24 protein-coding genes are annotated in these 23286 nt (G+C 69.0%); 11 read left to right on the forward strand and 13 right to left on the reverse strand.

Features of this window, described 5'->3' with window-relative positions:
• Positions 1-182 precede the first annotated feature (182 nt).
• Entirely contained in the window at positions 183-1772 is a 1590-nt protein-coding gene (locus L3i22_RS52055; protein ID WP_255657794.1) for a diguanylate cyclase, read from the forward strand.
• Between the two features lie 169 nt (positions 1773-1941).
• On the forward strand, positions 1942-2718 hold the full coding sequence (locus tag L3i22_RS52060) for an SAM-dependent methyltransferase (RefSeq protein ID WP_221330587.1): 777 nt from the start codon (positions 1942-1944) through the stop codon (positions 2716-2718).
• Positions 2719-4037: 1319 nt separating this feature from the next.
• On the opposite strand, the gene L3i22_RS52065 is transcribed toward L3i22_RS52060, so the two are convergent.
• Both L3i22_RS52065 and L3i22_RS52070 read right to left on the reverse strand, forming a co-directional pair.
• Complete coding sequence (locus L3i22_RS52065; RefSeq protein ID WP_255657795.1) at positions 4038-4286, reverse strand: hypothetical protein; 249 nt, start codon at positions 4284-4286, stop codon at positions 4038-4040.
• Positions 4287-4401: 115 nt separating this feature from the next.
• Positions 4402-4656, reverse strand: coding sequence for a hypothetical protein (locus tag L3i22_RS52070; protein ID WP_221324753.1), 255 nt, complete (start codon positions 4654-4656; stop codon positions 4402-4404).
• A gap of 258 nt (positions 4657-4914) precedes the next feature.
• On the opposite strand from L3i22_RS52070, the gene L3i22_RS52075 reads away from it, so the two are divergent.
• Positions 4915-5151: a DUF397 domain-containing protein gene (locus L3i22_RS52075; protein ID WP_221324754.1), complete on the forward strand. Its 237-nt coding sequence runs from the start codon at positions 4915-4917 to the stop codon at positions 5149-5151.
• A gap of 131 nt (positions 5152-5282) precedes the next feature.
• On the opposite strand, the gene L3i22_RS52080 is transcribed toward L3i22_RS52075, so the two are convergent.
• A complete protein-coding gene (locus L3i22_RS52080; RefSeq protein ID WP_221330588.1) occupies positions 5283-6173 on the reverse strand; it encodes a helix-turn-helix transcriptional regulator in 891 nt (296 codons plus the stop codon).
• 291 nt (positions 6174-6464) lie between these two features.
• On the opposite strand from L3i22_RS52080, the gene L3i22_RS52085 reads away from it, so the two are divergent.
• The 3 genes from L3i22_RS52085 (at position 6465) to L3i22_RS52095 (ending at position 7908) form a co-directional block, all read left to right on the forward strand.
• Positions 6465-6767, forward strand: coding sequence for a hypothetical protein (locus tag L3i22_RS52085; protein ID WP_221324755.1), 303 nt, complete (start codon positions 6465-6467; stop codon positions 6765-6767).
• Positions 6764-6946: a hypothetical protein gene (locus tag L3i22_RS52090; RefSeq protein ID WP_221324756.1), complete on the forward strand. Its 183-nt coding sequence runs from the start codon at positions 6764-6766 to the stop codon at positions 6944-6946. The genes L3i22_RS52085 and L3i22_RS52090 overlap by 4 nt, the downstream gene beginning before the upstream one ends.
• A gap of 665 nt (positions 6947-7611) precedes the next feature.
• Complete coding sequence (locus tag L3i22_RS52095) at positions 7612-7908, forward strand: DUF3040 domain-containing protein (RefSeq protein ID WP_221324757.1); 297 nt, start codon at positions 7612-7614, stop codon at positions 7906-7908.
• Here L3i22_RS52095 and L3i22_RS52100 read toward each other — a convergent pair.
• Positions 7905-8741, reverse strand: coding sequence for a phosphoribosylaminoimidazolesuccinocarboxamide synthase (locus L3i22_RS52100; RefSeq protein WP_221324758.1), 837 nt, complete (start codon positions 8739-8741; stop codon positions 7905-7907). The genes L3i22_RS52095 and L3i22_RS52100 overlap by 4 nt on opposite strands.
• Positions 8742-8860: 119 nt before the next feature.
• On the opposite strand from L3i22_RS52100, the gene L3i22_RS52105 reads away from it, so the two are divergent.
• A complete protein-coding gene (locus L3i22_RS52105; protein ID WP_221324759.1) occupies positions 8861-11953 on the forward strand; it encodes a DUF3427 domain-containing protein in 3093 nt (1030 codons plus the stop codon).
• Between the two features lie 65 nt (positions 11954-12018).
• Here L3i22_RS52105 and L3i22_RS52110 read toward each other — a convergent pair whose 3' ends face one another.
• From L3i22_RS52110 to L3i22_RS52125, 4 genes are all read right to left on the reverse strand, one after another.
• Positions 12019-12822 carry a DUF305 domain-containing protein gene (locus L3i22_RS52110; RefSeq protein WP_255657796.1) on the reverse strand — a complete coding sequence of 268 codons (804 nt, stop codon included), beginning with the start codon at positions 12820-12822 and terminating at the stop codon, positions 12019-12021.
• The gene (locus L3i22_RS52115) at positions 12807-13592 is read right to left on the reverse strand and encodes a lytic polysaccharide monooxygenase (protein ID WP_221324760.1); all 786 of its coding nucleotides are present in this window, start codon (positions 13590-13592) and stop codon (positions 12807-12809) included. The genes L3i22_RS52110 and L3i22_RS52115 overlap by 16 nt, the downstream gene beginning before the upstream one ends.
• A gap of 71 nt (positions 13593-13663) precedes the next feature.
• Entirely contained in the window at positions 13664-14983 is a 1320-nt protein-coding gene (locus L3i22_RS52120) for a HAMP domain-containing protein (protein ID WP_221324761.1), read from the reverse strand.
• Entirely contained in the window at positions 14980-15666 is a 687-nt protein-coding gene (locus L3i22_RS52125; protein ID WP_221324762.1) for a response regulator transcription factor, read from the reverse strand. The genes L3i22_RS52120 and L3i22_RS52125 overlap by 4 nt, the downstream gene beginning before the upstream one ends.
• Positions 15667-15694: 28 nt before the next feature.
• Here L3i22_RS52125 and L3i22_RS54550 point away from each other — a divergent pair, with 28 nt between their 5' ends.
• Together L3i22_RS54550 and L3i22_RS52135 are read left to right on the forward strand one after the other, a co-directional pair.
• Positions 15695-16300, forward strand: a complete 606-nt coding sequence (locus tag L3i22_RS54550; protein WP_221324763.1) for a DNA mismatch repair protein MutL — start codon at positions 15695-15697, stop codon at positions 16298-16300.
• Positions 16301-16468: 168 nt separating this feature from the next.
• Positions 16469-18415, forward strand: a complete 1947-nt coding sequence (locus L3i22_RS52135; protein WP_221324764.1) for a M4 family metallopeptidase — start codon at positions 16469-16471, stop codon at positions 18413-18415.
• A gap of 150 nt (positions 18416-18565) precedes the next feature.
• Here L3i22_RS52135 and L3i22_RS52140 read toward each other — a convergent pair whose 3' ends face one another.
• Positions 18566-18898: a helix-turn-helix transcriptional regulator gene (locus tag L3i22_RS52140; protein WP_221324765.1), complete on the reverse strand. Its 333-nt coding sequence runs from the start codon at positions 18896-18898 to the stop codon at positions 18566-18568.
• Positions 18899-19117: 219 nt separating this feature from the next.
• On the opposite strand from L3i22_RS52140, the gene L3i22_RS52145 reads away from it, so the two are divergent.
• Complete coding sequence (locus L3i22_RS52145; RefSeq protein WP_221324766.1) at positions 19118-19489, forward strand: hypothetical protein; 372 nt, start codon at positions 19118-19120, stop codon at positions 19487-19489.
• Between the two features lie 3 nt (positions 19490-19492).
• Here the strand turns inward: L3i22_RS52145 and L3i22_RS52150 are convergent, their stop codons facing one another.
• The 4 genes from L3i22_RS52150 to L3i22_RS52165 all read right to left on the reverse strand — a co-directional run bounded on the left by L3i22_RS52150 (position 19493) and on the right by L3i22_RS52165 (position 21908).
• Positions 19493-20065: a GNAT family N-acetyltransferase gene (locus L3i22_RS52150; protein WP_221324767.1), complete on the reverse strand. Its 573-nt coding sequence runs from the start codon at positions 20063-20065 to the stop codon at positions 19493-19495.
• Positions 20066-20111: 46 nt separating this feature from the next.
• Complete coding sequence (locus L3i22_RS52155) at positions 20112-20525, reverse strand: permease-like cell division protein FtsX (protein ID WP_221324768.1); 414 nt, start codon at positions 20523-20525, stop codon at positions 20112-20114.
• A 99-nt stretch (positions 20526-20624) separates the two neighbouring features.
• Entirely contained in the window at positions 20625-21308 is a 684-nt protein-coding gene (locus tag L3i22_RS52160; protein ID WP_221324769.1) for a hypothetical protein, read from the reverse strand.
• A 57-nt stretch (positions 21309-21365) separates the two neighbouring features.
• Positions 21366-21908 (reverse strand): biotin transporter BioY, encoded by a 543-nt coding sequence (locus L3i22_RS52165; protein ID WP_255658804.1) that lies wholly within the window; start codon positions 21906-21908, stop codon positions 21366-21368.
• A 264-nt stretch (positions 21909-22172) separates the two neighbouring features.
• Here L3i22_RS52165 and L3i22_RS52170 point away from each other — a divergent pair, with 264 nt between their 5' ends.
• On the forward strand, positions 22173-23096 hold the full coding sequence (locus L3i22_RS52170) for a sulfotransferase (protein ID WP_221324771.1): 924 nt from the start codon (positions 22173-22175) through the stop codon (positions 23094-23096).
• The last annotated feature ends 190 nt before the right edge of the window (positions 23097-23286 follow it).

The raw sequence follows: 23286 nt of genomic DNA on the forward strand, positions 1-23286 counted from the left end.
CGCGATCCAGATCACGCCGCCGAATGCGAAACCTTTTGTTGACAGAGAGCTAACCTCGGTTGACGGAGAGCTGATCATCACCACGGATTTCCCGGGTTTTCCTCAGCCCCGGCCCGCGGTTTCCCTCAGCCCGGGCACTCCGTGACCGAATGGTCCGGCTGACCACGGAGAGGAGCACCGGGTTGAACGAGCGCGACATGGACGCCGAGACGCTTTCCGCTGTCCTCCTCACGATCGAGGACCGCCGATCCTGGGATGCCCACGCCGAGCTGGGCCGCCTGATCGAGATCGAGCGGGCCGCGATCGAGCTCGGCGACGAGCTGATCGCCGCGCGCGCCCGCCTCTGCCAGATCAACATGCGGATGCGTACGGGCGATGTGGCCGCCGCCGCCGAGCAGATCTGGCACGTCCACCAGTGGTCCGTCGACCACGACGCCCACCAGCTGATGGCCCGGACCCACCTGGTGTGGTCCGCCATCCACCTGCACCTCGGCGACGCCGAGCAGGGCCTCGAGCACGCGGTCCTCGCGGTCGAGCTGCTCGACGACGACGCGACCGACCACATGAACATCTGGCACCGGACGAAGCTGGCCGACGCCCTCTACTTCGCCGACGACATGGACGCCGCGCGCCAGCGCTACGCCCAGGCCGAGGAGATGGCCGTCAGCCTCGGCTCACCCGCGCTGCTCTGCATGCTCAACAACTATGCGTACGTGGAGTCCTGCACCGGCAACCAGCAACGCGCCGAGGACGTGGCGAACCGGCTCCAGCGCCTCGCCGCCGAGTGGGACCTCCCGCTCGAGCCGGCGTTCCTGGACACCATCGGCTCGATCCAGGCCGCCGGCGGGCACTACGCCGCCGCCGAGGAGAGCATGCGCCTCTGCCTGGAACGCCACGCCGAGGGTCAGTGGGACGACGCCAACGACATGGCGCAGTACCTGGTCACCCTGGCCCAGGCGCAACGCGGCCTCGGGAAGTACCAGCAGGCCCAGGCCAGCCTGGACGAGGCGCTGCGCCAGTGCCTGGAGCGCGACCTCGGCGAGTCCCTGGTCCGCATGCACCAGGAGCAGGCCGAGCTGCACGCCGCCCGCGGTGACTACGCGGCCGCGTTCGCCGCGCACAAGACGTTCTTCGAGGTCTACCACCAGCAGCTGTCGCTGCAGCGGGAGGGCCGGGCCCGCACCCGGCAGGCGATGTTCGAGACCGCGGAGGCCCGGCAGGACGCCGAGCGCTTCCGCGAGCAGGCCCGCCGTGACCCGCTCACCGGGCTGCACAACCGGCGGCACGTGGACGAGCGCCTGCCCGACCTGATCCGGACCGACCCGGCGCTCACCGTCGCGCTCGTCGACCTGGACCACTTCAAGCAGATCAACGACCAGCTCTCGCACGACGTCGGCGACCAGGTCCTGGTCCGGGTCGCCCAGGTGCTGGCCCGCGAGGTCGCCGCGGTCTGCCCGGACGGGTTCGTGGCCCGGATGGGCGGCGAGGAGTTCCTGGTCGTGCTCCCCGGCACCGCCGTGCCCCGGGCCACCGTGTGCCTCGACGGCATCCGCCGCACGATCCGCAACCAGCACTGGTTGCCGGTCACCCGCCACCTGCCCGTCACGGTGAGCATCGGTGTCGCCGGCCTGGCCGACGCCCCCGAGCCCGCCCAGGCACCCCTACTGTCCACTGCGGACAGTCATCTGTACGCTGCCAAGCACGGCGGACGTGACCGCGTGGTGTCAGCGGCGGATCTTCGCGGATTCGCCGGCCACGCGTCGGCTGCCTAGCACCTTCGTACGCTCCGTGACCACCTTCGGATTTCGGGGGTGATATCGGTCAATCGTTGGCGCTAGGCTGAACGAACTGTCGAAGATCGACGGTCGGGGTCGGCGCAAGGAGGCGGTCGTGCACCAAGGCAGTGGCAACTCCGCACAGCACGAGGTCGCGCCACCCGGGGTGAACCCGAACGTCCCGCACTCCGCCCGCATCTACGACTACTGGCTCGGCGGCAAGGACAACTTCGCCGTCGACCGCGCCGTCGGCGAGGCGATGATCCAGGCCATCCCCGGCATGCGCTACATGGCCGGGGAGAATCGGAAGTTCGTCCACCGGGCCGCCCGCGACCTGGTCGAGAAAGAGGGCATCCGCCAGTTCCTGGACGTCGGCACCGGCATCCCGACCTCGCCGAACCTGCACGAGATCGCCCAGCGGATCGCCCCCGAGACCCGGGTGGTCTACGTCGACAACGACCCGATCGTGCTGGTCCACGCGCGCGCCCTGATGCTCAGCCACCCGTCCGGCCGCAGCGAGTACATCAGCGCCGACATCCGTGACCCGCGCTCGATCCTCGACGACGCGATCCTCACCGAGACGCTCGACCTGACCAAGCCGGTCGGCCTCACCCTGATCGCCATCCTGATGCTGCTCGCCGACGAGGACGACCCCTGGTCGAAGGTCGCCGCCCTGCGCGACGCGATGCCGTCCGGCAGTTGCCTGGCCATCACCCACCCGACGGCCGACTTCAACCCGGACGAGGTCCAGCAGGCGGTCAACGCCGCGACCGGCGCCGGGATGACGTTGGTGGCGCGCTCGCGGGAAGCGGTCGCGCGCCTCTTCGGGGACTGGGAGATGCTGGACCCGGGTCTGGTTCCGGTCTCGGCCTGGCGCCCGGACACCGAGGTCGCAGACCCCCAGGCCGCCTATTACTGGTCTGGAGTCGCCCGCAAGCCCTGACCCCACCCTGCCGGCCACCCCGCCTGCCGGCCACCCCGCCTGCCGGCCACCCCGCCTGCCGGCCACCCCGCCTGCCGGCCACCCCGCCTGCCGGCCACCCCGCCTGCCGGCCCTCAGCTCACGCCCGACTCCCCGCCCCGCGCCAGGCCGCCCCGCGACCGGGCCGGACCCCCGACACTTCGCAACTTTGCATGATCTGAGCCCTGCACGCCCCACCTTGCGCCTACAACTCCCGGATCCGCACTCCTGGCAATTCACCTCGCCGGGACCCGTCAGTTTCAGACTCTGCACGACCTCGCATGCCGACCCGGCCCCCATCCGGTCGTCAGCCGAGCCGCAAGCCCAACCTGGTCGCGCCCCTCGTCGACCAGCACAAATCGTGCCCACAGGTTACTTCCACGCATAACACCTGAGGTGCACCCAAGATCGGCCCCGCCCACTGCCCGGGCGGGGCCGATCCCTTTCCCGAAACCCACCAACCACACCACCGTGCGCCAGACCACCACCGCGCGCCCGCCAACGCCGCCCGGCCCGCCAACGCCGCCCGCGCCCTGTCGCCACAGCCCGACCACAACCGCGCGCCCCGCCAACGCCGCCAACGCCGCGCCAACGCCGCCCGGCCAACGCCGCCCGGCCAACGCCGCACGCCCCGCCAACGCCGCCCGCCCGGCCAGCGCCGCGCGGCAGACCACCGCGACCCACGCCGCAGTCCAGGCCCGCGCGTCGCTCGCGGCGCTCGGCTGGTCTTCAGAGTTTGTTTCGGGGCTTCCGAACGACCGTGCGTACCAGCCGGGGGCGGGAGGCGGGGCTGGGCCGGGAGGCGGGGCTGGGCCGGGAGGCGCGACCGGGGCGGGAGGCGCGGCTGGGGCGGGAGGCGCGGCTGGGGCGAGAGGCGCGGCTGGGGCGGGAGCACGGGCCGGGTCGCGTGGGTTCTTTGAAACCGCAACCACCCGCGGACGTCGCCCTGGAGGGCTTTGCGCTTTGGACGCGCCAGCGGCCAGCAAAGACCGGAAGGGTCCCCGCGGGAGCGACGATCAGTTATTGGCCGCAGCCGAGGCAATGAAGAACTTGATCCTCGGGTTTGATCTGAGCCCGGCAGGGACGCTTCGACCACAATGGCCGGCGGAGCAGTCCAGGGACCGCCCGATTTCGGAGGCCGCGCCGCCGGCCGGCTGAGGTACCCGGCGGCGCGGCCTCACCTACTCACACAACACCGCTCGGAGAACCCCACTCCGGCGGCCGAATCGCCCGGTCACCCCCAGGTCGGGGATGGACCGGATGGGTGGCCCAGCACGGGGAACCAGGCCACCCACCCGGCGTCAGACGGGCGTATCTCGCAACACCCGAAGTCGTGGCCGTTTGCAGGCCGGTGGCACCGGGACACGCCCGGCGCGGATCAGAACCTCCCGGACGGTGCCCTCGCGGCCGTCCGGGTCGACCACGATGCCGCGCACGCCGAGCCAGGTCTCGCCCTCGTGCGGGATCGGCTTGTGCCAATCGACCCGGACCACGCGGAGCCGGATCGTGCCGATGCCGTAGCAGTAGTCGGACTCGGCGAACTCGTGCACCGGCCACCGTGGACGGGACGGCCGCAGGCGGTCGTCGCGAACGCGTGGCGCCGAAGCCATCCACCGGGAACGGGCGTGTGGCCCCACGGATCGGTGCCCGTGGCAACCCACGAGATCACTCGCGCGCGTCGGAATCACCCTCCTCTGCCGGTGGCTCGGCAACGGTCACCCCGCCGGGCCTGCTCAACGCGTAACGAACACCGCCGAACCGCTGGCTGACCGCGCTGGCCCGGGTGGACGCGGCGATCACGTCGTCCGTGATCTCCAGGTCCCGGTGGACCGGCGACGGATTGCCCCGGCGCATGCCGATTTCGGCCGCACCGGGGTCACCCGGATCGTGATGTTCCGGGCCGATATTCGGTATCGACATGCTCGTCACCCCTCGCTCGGACGCCCCCGCCAGGGAGCCTTGCGCCGAGGCCGCAGACGTCGCTCCGCGACCGACCCGTTACCCAAAGAGTTCACTCTGTGTGACTCTCCTTGGATGGACTCACGTGCGTTATCATGCTCAGAATCCCGTGACTACGCAAGGCCAGATGCACGTGCATTTGCATCGCCGCCACAAATAGCCATGTGGACACCACATCCCGGGTCGATCGGCGATCCGGGCGAACCAAGGGAGCTTGGAATGACCTACGTGGTCAACGGCATGCCAGCCGGTCAGCTGCAGGGCGTGACCTGGCAGAAGAGCGGCCGCAGCAACCCGAGTGGCAACTGTGTGGAGTGCGCTGTCCTGCCCGGCGGCGACGTCGCCGTGCGCAACTCCCGCGACCCCGAGGGTGCCGCGCTGATCTACACCCGGGCCGAGATCGAGGCGTTCCTCGGTGGCGTCCGGGACGGGGACTTCGACAACCTGCTGGCCTGAAACCAGCTGCGCGGCCGGCTGAGCCGGCGGCGCGAAAACGGGTCCGGCCGACTCGCACCCGGCCGGACCACGACTCAATCCGTAAACACAGCGGGCGGCCTCACGGCCGCCCTTTTTCTGCGCCGATCAGGTCAGATCGGACGCCCGACCTCGTTGAGCAGCTTTCCGAGGATCTCCGGCGTGTGGTTCGGCGGCTCCGCGTCGATACAGACCCGTTCCATGGCCATCGCGTACTGATCCACGTCCTCGCGCTTGTCGAGGTAGATCGCGCTGGTGAGCTGCTCCACGTAGACCACGTCGGGCAGCTCCGGCTCGGGGAACCGCAGGATCGCGAACGGGCCACCGGCCGCCGCGTGCCCGCCCGCGGTGAACGGGATGATCTGCAGCCGCACGCTCGGCAGCTTCGACGCCTCGATCAGCGCCTCGATCTGCGCGCGCATGATGTCGACCCCGCCGATCGGGCGCCGCAGCACCGCCTCGTCGATGACCGCCCACAGTTGGGGGCCACCCGAACGAGTGAGAATCGCCTGCCGCTGGCGGCGCACCTCGACCCGGCGGTTGATCTCCTCGGCGGTCGCGCCGGCGTGCCCGAGCATGATCACGGCGCGCGCGTACTCCGGCGTCTGCAGCAGACCCGGGACGAACTGGATCTCATACGTCCGGATGAGCGTGGCGGCCGCCTCGAGCCCCAGGTACGCCTGGAACCACGACGGGAGCACGTCGTTCAGCTGCTGCCACCAGCCCGGGCTGTTCGCCTGGCGGGCCAGGCTCAGCAGCGACTCGCGCTCCGCGCTGTCGTCCACGCCGTACAAGGTCAACAGGTCCGCGACGTCGCGTTCCTTGAAGCTGACCCGGCCGAGCTCCATCCGGCTGATCTTCGACCCGGAGGCGCGGATCTCGTAGCCCGCCGACTCCCGGGTGATCCCTTTCGACTCACGCAGCTTTCGCAGCTGGGAGCCGAGCAGAATGCGCAGCACGGTTGGGCCGCCGCCCGGCGCCTCCTCCTGCGTACCCGCGCTCACCTGACTCCTCGTCGCCGCGTCGTGACTGCCGGAATGCAGTCGCATGCATCCTAGAGCGGAGATCGTCTACCGCGAAACAGTGTCAAGCCTAGTCCTGCGATGGCTGATGCGCGCTCAGATGCACGTGCAGACGGCCTTGCGGACGCACTTGATGACGAGCATGATAGCTGACAGGAACGTACCGACTGCTAACGCAGCGTGCCGAAAACTTCGGCTGCTCGGCCGTTGCGCGCCGTCGGCGGTCCCTGCAGGCCCCCTGAACGCCGCCTCGAGAGCTTTGGAGGCACCGCGATGTCGAACTGGATGACGTCCACGCCGTTGGTCACCCCGCCGCAGCGGGACCCGGCCGACGTGGCACCGTCCGAGAGCTACCGGCCGGCCGACCCCGTGTGGGTCTACCGGGACGGCTGGCGCGCCGGCGTGATCGAGGCCGCCTCGCCCCGCGCGGTCACGGTGACCTATCACCCCGGCACACATCGCGGCACCGGCGTCGACACCTTCACTGCTCCTTATGTGACCTCACGCGAGGACGACGACCCCATGCTCGACAACCGTGGCCTGCGCCTGGTCCGGCGGAAGCCGCTGGCCTCATGACCGGCGCCGTCACGGTGGCCGCGATCGTCGGCCTGCTGAGCCTCTTCTCCGGCGTCGCGCTGGGGTGGTATCTGCGCCGCACCAACGACTGGTGCCCGACCTGCGGTGAGCAGCTCACCTGCGGCGACTGCAAGATGAGCGTGCACTGGCCGGAGCAGGCCGCCGCGTCACACCGATAAAGACCATTCGGGGGTACGTCGTTGGCCCCGCCCCCGACCGCACGTCCGCCGGCCCGCTGGTTGCTCCCGCACCGTGCGCCTGAGCCCGACGTGCTGCTCGACTCCCGCAAACCGCAGCGCGCCCCGGCCGTGCGTCGTCTCTGGCCGCGCGTCGCCTCCCGCCGCGCGCTACCTCCCGCCGTGCCGTTGCCTCCGGCCGTGCCGTTGCCTCCGGCCGTGCATTGCCCCGGTCATTAGCGTCGGCAAATGCGCGCTTTGGGTCACTATTGAACTTGTTGCGGAAGGCGCGCCGAGCAGGACTCTGATCCGAAACGGCCACCTGCCTTCCTCGTTCAAGTCGCCTGCCGTGGTCAATCTCGGTCACCCCGCCGAGAACGCTTACCGGGACCGAGTGCCCCGGCTGGACGCCACGACCACGCTTCAGTGGGCGTGAGCGGGGCTTACGCCGTACCGAATCAGGGTTTGAAAAAACGGACGGCCCGGCGGTCTGCCGCCGGGCCGTCCGTGGCCTGATGTCCGATTTTTTCCGGTACGTCGTTGCAGCGTGTTAGTTCACGCGTGCGTTGTGTCGATCCCCTCATGCCCGTCTGCCGACAATCGCGGTTGCCCGGCCCCCGGAAGGGGTAGTTTCGAGCCGTCCATCCTCGCAACGGAGGTGACGGGGCGTGCTCGAGCCGCGGGAAAAGCAGGAGTTCGACGGCATGGTGGCCCGGCTGCGGGACACCGACCCAGGCTTCGCTCGCCGGGTCGACCGATTGCGGCTTCGACAACGCCGGCGCTGGCTGATCATGGCGATTCTGCTGTGGACGATTGCCCCGATCTGCCTGATCTACGGCGGCTGGACCGGCGCGCTGGAAGCGGTGCTGGCCGTCGCGTACAGCGCCTGGCTGATGCGCAAGCGCAGCCGCGCCACCGACCAGCCCGCCTGGCCGTCCACCCGCCGCCCGACCGCGGAAGCCTAGGACCAGGTGTCCCCGGTCAAGCGCTCGTAAACCTCGACGTAGCGGGACCGGGTCGCCTCGACCACGTGCTCCGGCAGGTCCGGCCCCGGCTCCGACTTGTCCCAGCCGAACTCGTGGATCGCCCAGTCCCGCAGCACCTGCTTGTCCAGGTAGCGCTGGACATCGCCGGGCGCCCACTCCTCGGTGCGCCAGAAGCGCGACGAGTCCGGCGTGAGCAGCTCGTCGCCGAGCTTCAGCTCGCCGTCCCGCGTGCCCAGCTCGATCTTGGTGTCGGCGATCAGGATCCCCTTCTCCGCGGCGATCTCCGACCCGCGGCGGTAGATCTCCAGCGTGATCCGCCGCAGCTCCTCGGCCTGATCCTTACCCTCCTGCTCGACGACCTCCTCGAAGGTCATCGGCTGGTCGTGCCCGGCCCCGACAGCTTCCTTCGTGCTCGGCGTGAAGATCGCCTCGGGCAGCCGGGACCCCTCGACCAGCCCCGGCGGCAACGACACCCCGGAGACGGCCGCGCCCCGCTGGTAGTCCTTGAGCCCGGAGCCGGCCAGGTAGCCCCGGGCGATGCACTCCACCTTCACCATCTCCAGGCGCTCACACCGGATCGCCCGGCCCGCCCACTCCTCCGGCACGTCGGTGGAGGAGATGACATGGTTCGGCACCACATCACTGAGCTGGTCGAACCACCACAGCGACAGCTGGGTGAGAATCTTCCCTTTGTCCGGGATCGGGGTAGGCAGAATCACGTCAAAGATCGAGATCCGATCCGACGCGACGAGGACAAGATCCCCACGGTCCGCGTAGACGTCCCGAACCTTGCCGGAGTGCAGCAGCTCCACGTGTTCCCCTCAGGTGTGGCAGGTAGGCGTGCGCTTTCACGCTATCGAACCCCTTTCCCCACCAACGGATCGCGCCCAGATTTCCATCGCCCTCGCGTCGATCCGGCAGACTGGCCGGCGTGCCAGACGACCTGACCGCGGGGCTTTACGAAGACATCGTCACGGAATCCTTGCTCACCAAACTCGCCCATCTCGACGACCGCCTAGTCGAACGGCAGGGGATGCGCTCGGCGGAGGCGTCGGACCGATTCGCTCGGCTCCTGGCCCGGCAGATCGAGCGAGCGCTCGACACGGTTCCGGAGCACGAACGGGTCAAGGTCGGGGTCGAGGTGGTCCGGTCGCTCCTCGACGTTTTGCACGAGCATCTACCGCGGGCCGGTTCTACCGCGGAACAGCCGGTGGTGCCGGGCGAGTCGCTTACCGCCGTTGGCGCCTTCGATGTCGCCGGTACCGCGCAGTTTCCACGGCGCCCATTGATTCCCCTGGTCGATACCACCCTGCTGACCAACGCGCCGGGGGAGCCGCGAGTCGGCAATCAGGTGCTGACCGAAATCGAGTCGGCCGACGCGATCGACCTGGTAATGGCGTTCATCCGCCGCAGTGGCTTGCGCCCGCTGATGAGCGCTCTGCGGAAGCACTGCGACCTTGGTAAACCGCTTAGGGTCCTGACCACGACGTACACCGGTTCTACGGAACTGGAAGCGCTCGTCCAACTCGCCGAGTTGGGGGCCGACGTGCGGGTTTCGTACGACCTGACCACCGCTCGGCTACACGCGAAGGCCTGGCTCTTCCACCGCCATTCGGAGTTGAGTACGGCATACGTCGGCTCCTCCAACCTGACCCACTCGGCACAGATCGCCGGCATGGAATGGAACGTTCGGGTATCCGCGGCCCGTAATCCGGACGTGGTGCGCAAGGTTGGCATGGTCTTCGAGGCGTACTGGCAGAGCGGGGACTTCCTGCCCTTTGTCGAGGACCAGTTCCGCGAGGCCCTCAAGATGGGTCGCCAGCGCGGCGAGCGACACCAGACCACGCTGAGCCCAATCGAGATTCGCCTCGAGCCCTTCCAGGAACGCCTGCTGGAGAAGATCGAGGTGTCCCGGCAGGACGGCTGGCATCGCAATCTGTTGGTCTCCGCGACCGGCACCGGAAAGACCGTGATGGCGGCCGTGGACTATGCCCGGCTACGCACTCGGCTCGGGCGTGCCCGGTTGCTTTTCATCGCGCACCGCAGGGAGATCCTGCAGCAGAGCCTGGACACCTTCCGGCACGCAATCCGGGACCCCAGCTTCGGTGACCTCTGGTTGGGTGGCCAGAAACCGGAGGAGTATGAGCACGTCTTCGCGTCGGTCCAAACGCTCGACAGCCACGGTCCGGAGAAATTGGCCGCGGACCACTTCGACATCGTCATCATCGACGAGTTTCACCATGCGGCCGCTCGGTCGTACGAAAAGGTTCTCAACCATCTCAAGCCGACGGAACTGCTCGGCCTGACCGCGACTCCAGAACGCGCCGACGGGCTTCCCATCCTGCACTGGTTCGGTGACCGGATCGCCGCCGAATTGCGGTTGTGGGACGCGATTGAGCAGCACCGACTCGCGCCGTTTGTGTACTACGGCATCTACGACGGCATTGACCTGGGCGAGGTTCCATGGCGTCGCGGGCAGGGCTACGACCTGACCGCACTCACCGAGACGTATGTCGGCAACGACAGTTGGGTGCGGCTCGTCTACGACCAACTCTGGAAGCACGTCGACGACGTCGCCGCCATGCGATGCCTGGGCTTCTGCGTAACCGTCGAACACGCCCGCTACATGGCCGATGAGTTCCGGAAACTGGGGGTGAACGCCGTCGCGGTCTCCGGAACCAGTTCGGATGACGAACGACGTGGCGCGCTTCGCGGCCTGGAGAACGGTGACATCCAGGTCGTCTTCTCGGTCGACCTGTTCAACGAGGGCGTCGACGTCCCAGCCGTGGATACCTTGCTGTTCCTGCGTCCGACCGACAGCGCCACGCTGTTCCTGCAGCAGTTGGGACGTGGGCTGCGCCTCAAAGCGGGCAAGACGGTCTGCACCGTGCTGGACTTCGTCGGCATGCACCGCCGCGAGTTTCGCTTCGATCGGCGCTATCGAGCGCTGCTCGGTGGCAGCCGACGCGATCTGGAAAAGGCGGTCGAAGAAGGATTCCCGTTCCTCCCCGCCGGATGCCACATGGAATTGGACAAAGTCGCGCAGCGAGTGGTCCTGCGCAGCATCCGCGAAGCCGTCCCGACCACCTGGCCGGCTCGGGTCGCCGAACTGCGAGCGCTGGCCAAGGGCCACGACGCCGTCCCGCTGACCACCTTCCTCACCGAGACCGGGCTCGAGGTCGCGGACCTCTACGCCAACAATCGCAGCTGGTCGGACCTGCGAGAGGCGGCCGGCCTGACGGTCGCCGAGCCGGGACCGCACGAGGCCCTGCTCCGCCGGGCGCTGGGGCGGCTGCAGCACATTGACGATCGGCAGCGACTGCTCGCGTACCGCAGGTTCGCCGGCGAGACGCGCCCTGACGCGGAGACTCCGGATGGGACGACTCGGCGGCTGCTTCGCATGCTTGCCGCCTCGGTCGGTGATCAGGTGCTACCCAAGGGGAGTTCACTTCACGACGCGGTCGACCTGATCTGGTCTCACCCGCAAGTTCTGGCCGAGCTCGACGAGCTGATGCTCGCACTGCACGACGCTCCCGACCACGTACAGGCGGAGGCGCTGCCCGGGGTGCCGCTGCAGATTCACGGCCGGTACACCCGGATCGAAATTCTGGCCGCCGTCGGCGAGGGCACGAACGCGAAGACTCCGCCGTGGCGCGAAGGGGTTTACCCCGCCAAACAGGTCGGCGCCGATCTGCTCGCGTTCACGCTGGATAAGACCAGCGGCGACTTCTCGCCGACCACTCGCTATCGGGACTACGCGATCAGCCGGGAGCTGATCCATTGGGAGAGCCAGTCGACGACCACCGCCAACAGCCCCACCGGGCAGCGATATCAGAACCATGTGCGGTTGCGTCAGAGCATTCTGCTGTTCGCGCGGCCGCGGGTCACCGATCGGTCGTTCTGGTTCCTCGGACCGGCCGAGTACGTGATTCACGAGGGCGAACGTCCGATGGCCGTGACCTGGCGGCTCACCACACCGCTCTCGGGGGATCTTTACGCGCAATTCGCCGCGGCGATCGCGTAGGTCAGTGACGCATCGGAAAAGCGGATGGCCCGCCCGCCAGGACGGGCCATCCGGGTCTGCGGGGGTTAGCTGTTCAGGAGTTTGAGCATCTGCTGGACCTGGTCGGCACGGGACTCCTTGACCCGCTCGGCGAACTGTTTGGTTTGGGCGTTGCTGCCCTTGTCCAGTTCCAGCTGGGCCATCTCGACCGCGTTGTGTTGGTGGGCGAGGAAGAGGTTGAGGAAGACGGTCTCGAAGTCGGCCTTCTTGGCGGTCTTCAGGGCGTTGATTTCGGCGTCGGTGGTGCTGGGGAGGCCGCCGTGGTCGGCGTGGACGCTGACTCGTTTGTCGACCGTGGTGGGTTTTTGCCACTCGGTCAGCCAGTTCGTCATCATGGTCAGCTCGTCGGTCTCGGTGAGCTGGACGGCCTTGGCCAGGTCGACCACGTCGGGGCGGGTGGCTCGGGTGGTGGCGATCTCGGCCATCTGCAGGCCCTGCTGCTGGTGGTCGGCGAGCATCTGCAGGAACATCACGTCGCGGTCGTTGAAGGTCGAGCCGGCGGTGATCTCGGCTACGTTCGTGACGGCCGGGGGTGACGAGACCGCGGCCGGCTCCTTGGCCGTGCCGCAGGCCCCGAGCAACAGCACCGGCGCGACCATCACGACGGCGGCCAGGCGGCGGCCCAGCGAGGTGGCACCCGGGCGACGGGCCGGCAAAAACCCGGCGGCCGGCAAAAGCCTGGCGGCCGGCAAAAGCCTGGCGGCCGGCAAAAGCCTGGCGGCCGGCAAAAACCCGGCGCCCGACAAAAGCCTGGCGGCCGGCAGAAACCCGGCGGTCAGGCGGCGGCCCAGCGGGGTGGCAGCGAGCGAGCGGGTCACAGCGGCAGCCACAGCGCGAGCGTGTAGATCGACGGCTCCCAGCTGCGGATCGCGGTGTGCGACTGCCGGCACTGGTAGGAAACGCCCTGGTAGGTCACCACGTCACCGGTCTGGTAGCTGACCCCCGGCGCCCACTCCGCCCCCGTAGAAGCGGCCGAGCTGGTTGCGGTCGCGGTCGGCGCCGCGGTGGTAGCGGTCGCCGTCGGTGCCGCGGTCGGAGCGGCGGTCGTGGGCGCGGTCGTCGGGGCCGCGGTCGGCGTGGACGAGGCGCTGCCACCAATGTTCAGGTCCACGCAGCTGTAGAACGCGTTCGCGGTGTCCCCGATGTTCCAGACCGCGAGGACCGTGTGCTTGCCCGGGAACTTGCTCAGGTCGACGGTGTGGCTGACGGTCGCCTCGGGGATCGCGTTGTTGTCGTTGAACGTGGCGGCCTCGGTACCGTCGACGTAGTAGACCCAGCTCGCCGTCCGGTGCCGGGCGGTCAGCACCCAGTTGAACTTGACCGAGCTGCCGACGGTAGTGGCCGGCCAGCTGCGCGAATTGTCGTTCAAAATCGAGAAGTTGGCGTTTCCACCGTTGCATTGCTTGGAGCCTTTCGGAGCCTCGACACTCTGCGGCTCGAACTGGATCGCGCCGCAGTCGGCGACCGTTCCGGCGGCGCACTGGGCCTGCCGGCTCGGCGGTGACGAGACGTAGCCGTGGGCCAGGGCCGGTGCGGCGATCACCAATGTCGACCCGACCATCCCGAGGGTGGCCAGTGGGTAGGCGATCTTCCTGCGCATGTCAGCTCTCCCGATCTCGTCCTGGCTTCCTTACGAGCCGGAACATTAGGGAGAGCTGCCATAACGGAGCCTTAAGACGACCGAAAACCGGCCTGAAAACGTCGCCCGGGTGGGAGTTCCTCGACCGGTGACGTGAGCAGGAAACCAACCCGGGCCCCACCCAACGGGCTTCGCCCGACAATCAATTCCCCGCGTACGGTGTCCGCCGCCCGCCGAACGATGTCCAACCCGAGCCCGGTGGACCCGGCCCCGCTGAATCCGCGTTGCACGGCCGACGCCGGATCGGCGATCCCCGGCCCGGCGTCGTCCACGAGCAGTCCGGTCGAGGAGACGCTGACCCGGAACGCCACCCCTTCGTCGGTGTGCGAGAAGACGTTCCCGAGCATCGCGTCGACCACCAGGATCACGTCGCTGCGGGACATCGGCACCAGCACCGGCTCGTGCCCGCCGACCACCTCCCAGGGCCGCTCCTGGTCCTCGGCCAGCACGGACCAGAACGCCAGCCGGTCGGCCAGCGTCTCGACCAGGTCGCACTGCTGGTTGCCGCGGTGCTCGACGCCGAGCCGGGCCCCGGTGATGATCGCTTCCAGCTCGGAGTCGAGCAGGTCACAGGCCTGCCGCATGCGGTCCGCGATCGGGCCCGGCGGGATGGCCTCGGCGTCCAGGCGGAGCGCGGTCAACGGCGTACGCAATCGGTGTGAAAGATCTGCGGCCAGCTCGCGCTCGCGATCGAGCAGGCGGCGCAGGTCCCCGGCCATGGTGTTGAAGGCCCGGCCCGCGTCGCGGAGCTCGCGCGGGCCGGACGGCTCGATCCGTTCGTTGAGCTCGCCGCTGCCGAGCTTGCGGGTGGACGCCGCGAGCTGCCGGGTGGCCCGGACCATCCACGCGCCGAGCCGGTCGGCGAGCAGCGTGGAGCCGGCCACCAGCACCACGGCCAGGCCGAGCAGCGAGACCCAGGCCTTGTAGACGCCGCGGCGCATCTCGGCGTCGGTCACGAACACCTCGACGACCACGGTCCGGCCGTCGGTGAGCACGGTCGGCTGCAGGTAGGCGAGCCCGCCGTCGGCGGCCGCGGTGGCCGAGCGGCGCTGTTTCGCGGCGCGCTCGACGGTCGTCGCGGACAGGTGCGAGGTGCCGATCGGGTCGAGGTCGGGCAGGTGTACGGCGAGCAGCCCGGCGCTGCCCGCGGAGGTCGACGCGACGGCGTTGGTGAGCGCGGTCGGGTCGGCGTTCACGCCGAGCACGGTGACGATCGAGGTGGCCTGCTGGCGCGCCTCGGAGATGGCCTTGTCGTGGGCGATCTGCCAGATCGCGACGGCCAGCGGGACCAGGAAGGCGAGCGCGACCATCGAGGTGATCGCGAGGGCCAGCCGGTTGAGCGCCCACCTCATTGCGGATCGACCATCATCACGCCGACACCGCGGACGGTGTGCAGGAATCGCGGTTTGGCGGCGGTCTCCCCGAGCTTGCGGCGCAGCCAGGAGATGTGTACGTCGATGGTCTGCTCCTCACCGATCCGCGCCTGGTTCCACACCTGGTTCATCAGCTCGCGCCGGCTGATCACCTGGCCGACCCGCTCGGCCAGGTAGGCCAGCACGTCGAACTCCCGGCGGGTCAGCTGCAGCGGCTCACCGCGCAGCTCGGCCCGGCGCTGCCGCGGCTTGATCACCAGCTCGCCGACGGTGATCGCGTTCGGCGCCTGCTCGGTGGTGGTCCGGGCCCGGCGCAGCACCGCCGCGATCCGGGCCAGGATGTGCCCGCCGGAGAACGGCTTGGTCACGTAGTCGTCGGCGCCGGCGCTCAGCAGTGCGATGATGTCCGCCTCCGAGCGCCGGGCGGTCGCCACGATCACCGGCACGTCGGAGACCGTGCGCATCATCCGCAGCGCGTCGGTGCCGTCGATGTCGGGCAGCCCGAGGTCGAGGATGACCAGGTCGGGCCGTTCCTGAGTGACGATCTTCAGCGCTTGGGCAGCCTGACCGACGGGCCGGACCACGTGGCCGGCATCGGTCAGCGCACGGGTGAGTGCGGCCGCGATGTTGCGGTCGTCCTCGACCAACAGGATCAACGCCATGGCGTACACCATAGGACCAGGTGAGAGGATGGGCGTCGTGCGATCTTCCCGTTGGGTCCCGGTGGCCGGCTGGTTCGTGGCGACGGCGAGCAGCATCGTGCTCTCCTGGGTGGCGCTGCTGCCGGTGCTGAACGCCGCGCGCACCGACGTCGGGGCGCTGCCGGACATCGACAAGGTGCCGGCCGCGGATGTGGTCGCCCCGGTCTCACTGGCGCCGCCGACCGCGGTCCGCCCGGCGCCGAGTCGCACCGCGGCTCCGCCGGCCGACGCGGCACCCACCTCGAAATCGCCCAAACCGACGCAGAAGCCGACGACCGCGAAGTCGACCACGTCCGGCACCAAGCCGACCACCACCACAGAGGACGGCTGGACGGTCACGACCGGCGGCGACGGGGTGAAGACGTACATCCGCTCCTTCTCGGTCGAGGGCGGGCAGGCGGTCGTGAAGATGACCAGCGACGGGGTTGTTTCCCTGGTCACCGCCACTCCGGCGGACGGGTACGCGGTGGAGAAGACGCAGAGTTCGCCGACCGACATGGCGGTCTACTTCAACGAGACGAACCACAGCTTCATCATCCGTGCGATCTGGTGGAACGACGCGCCGTTCTCCGAGGTCAACGAGATCGGGTCATAGAACTTTCTTAATAGATAGCGCTCTCCGCACTGAACGAGGGTTTTCCCTGATTCGGTGACGTTCGTCGATGCCTAACGTCTCACCTCAAGTCATCCAGGTGTGACCCATCGTCCGACGGACGGTCGTCGAACCCGCCCGCCAACCCCCCGGGCGGGAAAGGAGCAGTGCGTGAAATCCCGTACCCCTGTCGTGGTCGCCGCGGTTGCCGCAACCGCGGTCGCCTCGGTGGCCGTCGCGCTCGCCGGACCGGCGACCGCCACGCCCAGCGTCGCCGCGTCACCCGCCGCGGCCGCCGCTGCTGCCGCCTCGTCCCTGTTCGCCGCCCGTCCGGCGGCTCTCCACGCCGCCGCGGACGAGGTCTTCGTCCAGCACGACGTCATCTCCACCGACAAGCTCCAGTACGTGCCGTACCACAAGACGTACAAGGGCCTCGAGGTCATCGGCGGTGACGGTGTCGTCGTCACCGACCTGGCCGGCCAGGTCAAGTACACGTCGGTGGCTCAGGAGTCCCCGTTGGGCGTGGTCAACACCACCCCGACCCTGAGCGCGGCCGACTCGCTGAAGATCGCCAAGGGCGAGCTGAAGACGGTCACCGGCGCCGAGAGCACCAAGCTGGTCGTCTTCGCCGCCACCGGCACCCCGGCCCTGGCCTGGGAGTCGACCGTCCGTGGCACCAGCGCGGAGGGCCCGAGCCGGCTCACCGTCGACGTGGACGCGGCCACCGGCAAGGTGCTCAAGACCTTCGAGCACGTCACCGAGGTGACCGGCACCGGCACCGGCTGGATCAACGGCTCGGTCAGCCTGGACACCACGCTCTCCGGTTCGACGTACAGCATGACCGACCCGGCCATGACGACGCTGAAGTGCCAGAACGCGACCGGCAACGCCACCTACACGGGCAGTGACAACGTGTGGGGCGACGGGGTCGGCACGAACCGGGAGACCGGTTGCGTGGACGCGCTCTACGTCGCGCAGAAGGAAAAGGCCATGCTGTCCAGCTGGCTGGGCCGCAGCGGCTTCAGCAGCACCGGTGGCGCGTGGCCGATCCGGGTCGGTGACCAGGAGGAGAACGCGTACTACGACGGCACCCAGGTGCAGATCGGCTACAACTCGGTCGGCAAGTGGATCGCTTCCGCCGACGTGGTGGGCCACGAGCTGGGCCACGGCATCGACGACAACACCCCGGGTGGCATCTCGGGCAACGGTACGCAGGAGTTCGTCGCCGACACGTTCGGCGCGGCCACCGAGGCGTACGCCAACAACCCGAACGACCCGCCGGACTACCAGGTCGGCGAGGAGATCAACCTGGTGGGCAGCGGCCCGATCCGGTACATGTACAACCCGTCGCTCGCCGGTGACGACAACTGCTACTCCAGCAGCACCCCCAGCGACGAGGTGCACGCCGCGGCCGGCCCCGGCAACCACTTCTTCTACCTGCTCGCCGAGGGCACCAGCCCGACCAACGGCCAGCCGACCAGCACCCTGTGCTCCGGCTCCGGCTCGATCACCGGCGTCGGCATCCAGAACGCCATCAAGATCATGTACAACGCGATGCTGATGAAGACCAGCAGCTCGTCGTACCTGAAGTACCGCACCTGGACGCTGACCGCGGCCAAGGCCCTGGACAGCACCTGCGCGCTCTTCAACGCCACCAAGGCCGCCTGGACCGGCGTGAGCGTTCCGGCCCAGACCGCCGACCCGACCTGCACCGGCGGCAGCACCAGCTCGCCGACCTCGTCGCCGACGTCCTCGCCGACCTCGAGCACCGGTTGCACCGGCACCAACGCGACCACGGTCGCCATCCCGGACGCCGGCTCGGCCGTCTACAGCAACATCGTGATCAGCGGTTGCGCCAAGACCCCGTCGACCACCGCGTCGATCGCGGTCAACATCACCCACACCTACCGCGGTGACCTGCGCGTCGACCTGGTCGCGCCGGACGGCACGGTTTACAACCTGAAGGCCACGTCGAGCAGCGACAGTGCTGACAACGTGATCGCCACCTACTCGAAGAACCTGTCGAGCGAGGTCGCCAACGGGACCTGGCAGCTCAAGGTCCAGGACATCTACTCCTCCGACACCGGCAACATCAACAGCTGGTCGCTCACCCTCTGACCGGGTAATCGACCATAGAAAGGGCGCTGCCACTCCGGCAGCGCCCTTTCGCTTGCGCTCAAACCATTCTTGGGTACGGCCATAGCCGCGCCCGCTGCCACGGAATGTGGGCTCACGCCGTACCCAATCGGCAGTGGGAATTTGATCTGGTTATTTCTTCTGGGCCCGGAGTTCGACCAGCAGGCCGTCGCGGTCGGTGAGCACCGCGCCCAGAATGCGGCGGCCGGCGGCCAGCAGATCGGCGACGTCCGGGGTGCTCAGGGCATACATCACCAGGGCGCCGTCGCGGAACGACGCCACGATGCCGGCCCGGCGCAGCACCGCGAGCTGCTGCGACAGGTTCGACGCCTCGACGTCGATCTCGGCAAGCAGGTCACGGACCGGCCGCGGACCGTTCTGCAGCAGTTCCAGGACCCGGATCCGGACCGGGTGACCGAGCGTTCGGAACATCTCGGCCTTCGCCTGGTACAGCGGGACTGACACGGCGGCCCCCTCCAGTCATTCACACCGACCAACGCGGGGAAAGCGGCCCGGTTACGTGTCTTTTACGGTTTCTAAGTTGCAGAAATCTTCAACTACCTCGATGTCCTGACCAGCATGCGAGCCGGCCGACTGTCCAAGCCGGACATCGTGTGCGACGGATTCCTCCGTGCGTCGGTGAGAGTCGATGTCGAGCCCGAGCCAGACATCGGAGGAACCGCAATGCCGGACATGGATGTAGCCCTCAAGGACGCGATGCAGATCGACGGCGCCATCGGCGTCGCGCTGGTCGACCGCAGCAGCGGAATGGCCCTCGGCATCGCCGGGGGTGACCGGAACTTCGACCTGAGCGTCGCGGCGGCCGCGAACACCGAGGTGGTCCGCGCCAAGCTGCGGACCATGGAGATGCTCGGCCTGCGCGAGAACATCGAGGACGTGCTGATCACCCTGGACTCGCAGTACCACCTGATCCGGCCGTTGACCGGGCGGTCCGGGCAGGGGCTCTTCCTCTACCTCGCGCTGTACAAGGAGCGGGCCAACCTGGCGCTGGCCCGCCACCAGCTCAAGCGGATCGAAGCGAACCTCGACATCTAGATGTCAGGCCTGCGCCCGCCACTCCTCGGCGAGCATGGCGAAGTCGAGCTCGGTGCTCCACTCGCCCTTGAACAGCTCGTTGTGCACGAGCCGGGCCTCCTGCCGCATGCCGAGGCGGCGCAGCACCCGGGCGGACGGCTCGTTGCGCTCATCGATGCGCCCGACGATCCGATGCAGGCCCAGCTCCTCGAAGCCGACCCGCAGCATGGCCCGGGCCGCCTCGGTCGCGTAGCCCAGGCCGGCGAACTCCGGGTTCACCACATAGCCGACCTCGCCGCCACCGTGCTTGCGGCTGTGCCAGAACAGAATCACGTCACCGACCAGCCGGCCGGTCTCGGCGACCTCGATGCCCAGGGTCAGCGACTGGCCCTCGTCGGTGAGCACCGTGGCGGCCCAGTAGGTGGCGAGCCGATCGGCGATCACCTCGGGGGTCATCGGCTCGAACGGCACGTAACGGCAGACGTCGGGGCGGCTGCGGTAGGCCAGCAGCGCCTCGGCATCGGCTGAGGTGAGCGGGCGCAGCAGCAGGCGCTCGGTCTTGATCGGATAGGCGGGGCGCAGCTCGTTGGGCGACACGCGAACATCCTGCCACCGCGCGCCGCCGTTCGCACACCCGTTCGAGTTATCCACACCCTGTGGGTAGCGGCTGTGGATTCCGCCGGGTGGCCAACGGGGTGAGACAGGGGAACGTGGTGTCGAGCACGCCGGGAAGTGCCTGCAGCTCACTGGCGAGCGGGCCGTTGATGGCCGTCCGGTAGGCGTCGACGTCGGTGACGGTGAGGCGGTAAGCGATCGGCACGCTCCCCAGGTTGGGCGAGAAGTCCGGACCGGGCGACGGATAACGGCTCTGCAGCCGGGCCAGGGACTCGTCCGGGGAGATGTAGTGCAGGTCGCCGGTGCCGGGGACGGCGCTCAGCCGCCCCTCGATCACCGCCTTCTGCTGATCGGTCAGGTCGCGTTCGATGTACACGTAAACGGTCGGCCGACGATCGGCTTCCGGGGCGCCGGAGCAACCGGCCAGGACCGACAGGGTCATTATCAGAGTGAGAACAACTCGGCGCATGGCGGGAAGACTATCAATGTCCCGCCGGGGAGCGGAACCGTGTTTCGCGGTCCCGCTCCGACGAGCTTGTGATCAGCGGCGCAGGTCTGCGTAGCGGAGCAGGGCCGCGATGCCGCCGCGCAGGTGGTGCGGCTCGTCCGGGCCGACCAGCCGGATCGAGCCGTCGGCGGCGGTCAGTGCGCGCAGGATCGCGGCGTCCGCCCGGACCAGCGGCGGGTGCCGGACCCCGGCCCGGTTCAGCACCTCCGGGTCGTCGCTGAGCTGCAACGGGTCCGGGCCGATCCACAGTCGCTCGGTCGAGGACGGGTCGTCGATCAGCAGCAGCGTGTCCACCTCTCCCCGCGACAGGTGGGCCACCACCTCGGCGAGACCCTGGTCGAACTGGTCCGGGGCGGCCTCGTCCTCGCCCTCCCGGGCCAGCTGGACGATCATCGGCATGGCATGCGGCAGCGGCTCGTAGACCGCGATCGACGCCGGCGGACCGGGCAGCGCCTGCCGCAGGATCACCTCGCCGGCCGTGGCGAACAGGGCCAGCCCGTGCCGGCCCGGGCCGTCCGGGTGATGGTCCAGAACCGCGTCGTCCAGCGCGTGCACGGTCAGCGGATCGCAGCCGACGTCGGCGAGGACGTCCCGCGCGGCGTGCCAGCGCGGCTCGAACGTCCGGATCGCGTCATCGGTGTCCCGGGACGTGTCGAGGTACACCGAAGCCCACGGTCCGGGGCGTTCATAGAGTGGGCGGAGCAGATTCAGTCGCATGTCCTGGCCTCCCTGGGTCCTGGTCTCAACCAGGCCAGTTTCCCCCTTCGGGGCGGCTCAGCCAGGACGTTTGCGGTTCAGCAAGTGCCAGGCGCCGGGCAGCACGGCGGCCGCGAGCATGATCTTGAGAACGTCGCCCAGCAGGTACGGCACGACGCCCTTGCCGAACGCCTCGGGCAGGTCCATCGTCGTCATCAGCGCCAGCCACGGCACGCCGATCAGGTAGATCAGCAGGTTGCCGAGGAACATCAGACCGATCGTGTAACCCGGGCGGCGGTCGGCGCCGAGCGCGGCGAGCTGCCCGACCAGCGCGGCGGCCACGATGAAGCCGAGCAGGTAGCCACCGGTCGCGATCGGCCACCCGGACGAGCCGCCGGCGAACCACGGGACGCCCAGGGCGCCGGCCACCGCGTAGAGCAGCATGCCGGCCGCGCCGCGACCCGGGCCGAGCACCGCGCCGGCCAGCACCACGGCGAACGTCTGCCCGGTGATCGGCACCGGCGAACCCGGCACCGGGATCGCGATCTGGGCGGCGAGCCCGACCGCTCCGGCAGCGCCCACGGTCAGGATCACGTCGCGCGCGACGGACCGGCCCCACATGTCGGCGAGCACCCCGGTCGGGCGCCCGGGCACCACGGCCCCGTACACGTCAGTCACCGCGCGACCTCCCGTCCAGCGTTGCCGGAAACGTAAGCGTCGAAGATCACGGTCCGGCGTCACTGTGGCCTGTATCGCACCACATCGGACCAGGGTTTCTTTCAAAAAGCCGAAAACCGACATCTTGTACGAGTTACGCGGCGTTCAGAACGTCCGGACAGTCCTCGCACAGCGTGCGCCCAGCCGATCACCGAAGCATCCGTTCACATGTCGGTAAAGGTTCTGTACATAGCCGGGTGGGGTCGCAGCGGAACGACGATCGTCGACAACATCCTGAACTCGTACGACTCGGTGTTCTCCACCGGAGAGCTCTACTACCTGTGGCGGCGCGGGCTGGTCCAGGGTCGCAAGTGCGGATGTGACCTGCCGGTCGACCGGTGCCGGCTGTGGCGGGAGATCCTCGACCACGCGTACGGCGACGACCGGCCCGACCCGCGGCGGATCAGTGACCTGCAACGACAGGTGGCCCGGGTGCGCAGCACACCGGCGCTGATCGGCGACCCGCTCAGCGCCGGTGCCGAGGAGTACCGGAAGGTGCTGACCCGGCTCTACCACTCGATCGCCGAGGTCACCGGGGCCGCGCTGATCGTCGACTCGTCGAAGGTGCCGTCCGGGGCCGCGCTGCTGCCGCGGATGCGTGGGGTGGAGCCGTACCTGCTGCACATGGTCCGTGACCCGCGCGCGGTCACGCACTCGTGGATGCGGCGCACCGTGCAGCCCGACCGGGCGAAACCGGCCGTGATGCGGCGGCACCAGCCGGCCGAGAGCACCATGCACTGGCTGGTCTGGAACGCGTTCGCGGAGCGGCTGGCGAAGTCGTACCCGCATCGCTACCAGCGGCTGCGCTACGAGGACTTCGCCGCCGCGCCGCGGCACGTGATCGAGGGCCTGCTCGACTTCGCCGGCGTGGACGCCGGGGGCGGGCCGTTCCTGGACGACGCCACCGTGCGACTGGCGCCGAACCACACCGTCTCCGGCAACCCCAGCCGGTTCCGGACCGGCGATGTCACGCTGCGGGCCGACGAGCGGTGGCGGCAGGAGCAGGCGCTCGGTCCCCGACTGGCGGCGACCGCGATGGCGCTGCCCCTGCTGCACCGTTACGGATATTCGATGGTCCCGCGCAGCGCCTGACGCTTCCGCTTCCGCTTCCGCTTCCGCTTCCGCTTCCGCGCAGCGTCCGGCACTTCCGCGCTTCCGCTTCCGCTTCCGCGCAGCGTCCGGCACTTCCGCGCTTCCGCTTCCGCTTTCGCGCAACACCCGGCGCTTCCGCGCAACGCCCCGCGCTTTGGCGCTTTGGCGCTTTCCAGGCGCCGCTTCAGGA

This window comes from Actinoplanes sp. L3-i22, from assembly GCF_019704555.1.
In the GTDB taxonomy this organism is placed as follows: Bacteria; Actinomycetota; Actinomycetes; order Mycobacteriales; family Micromonosporaceae; genus Actinoplanes.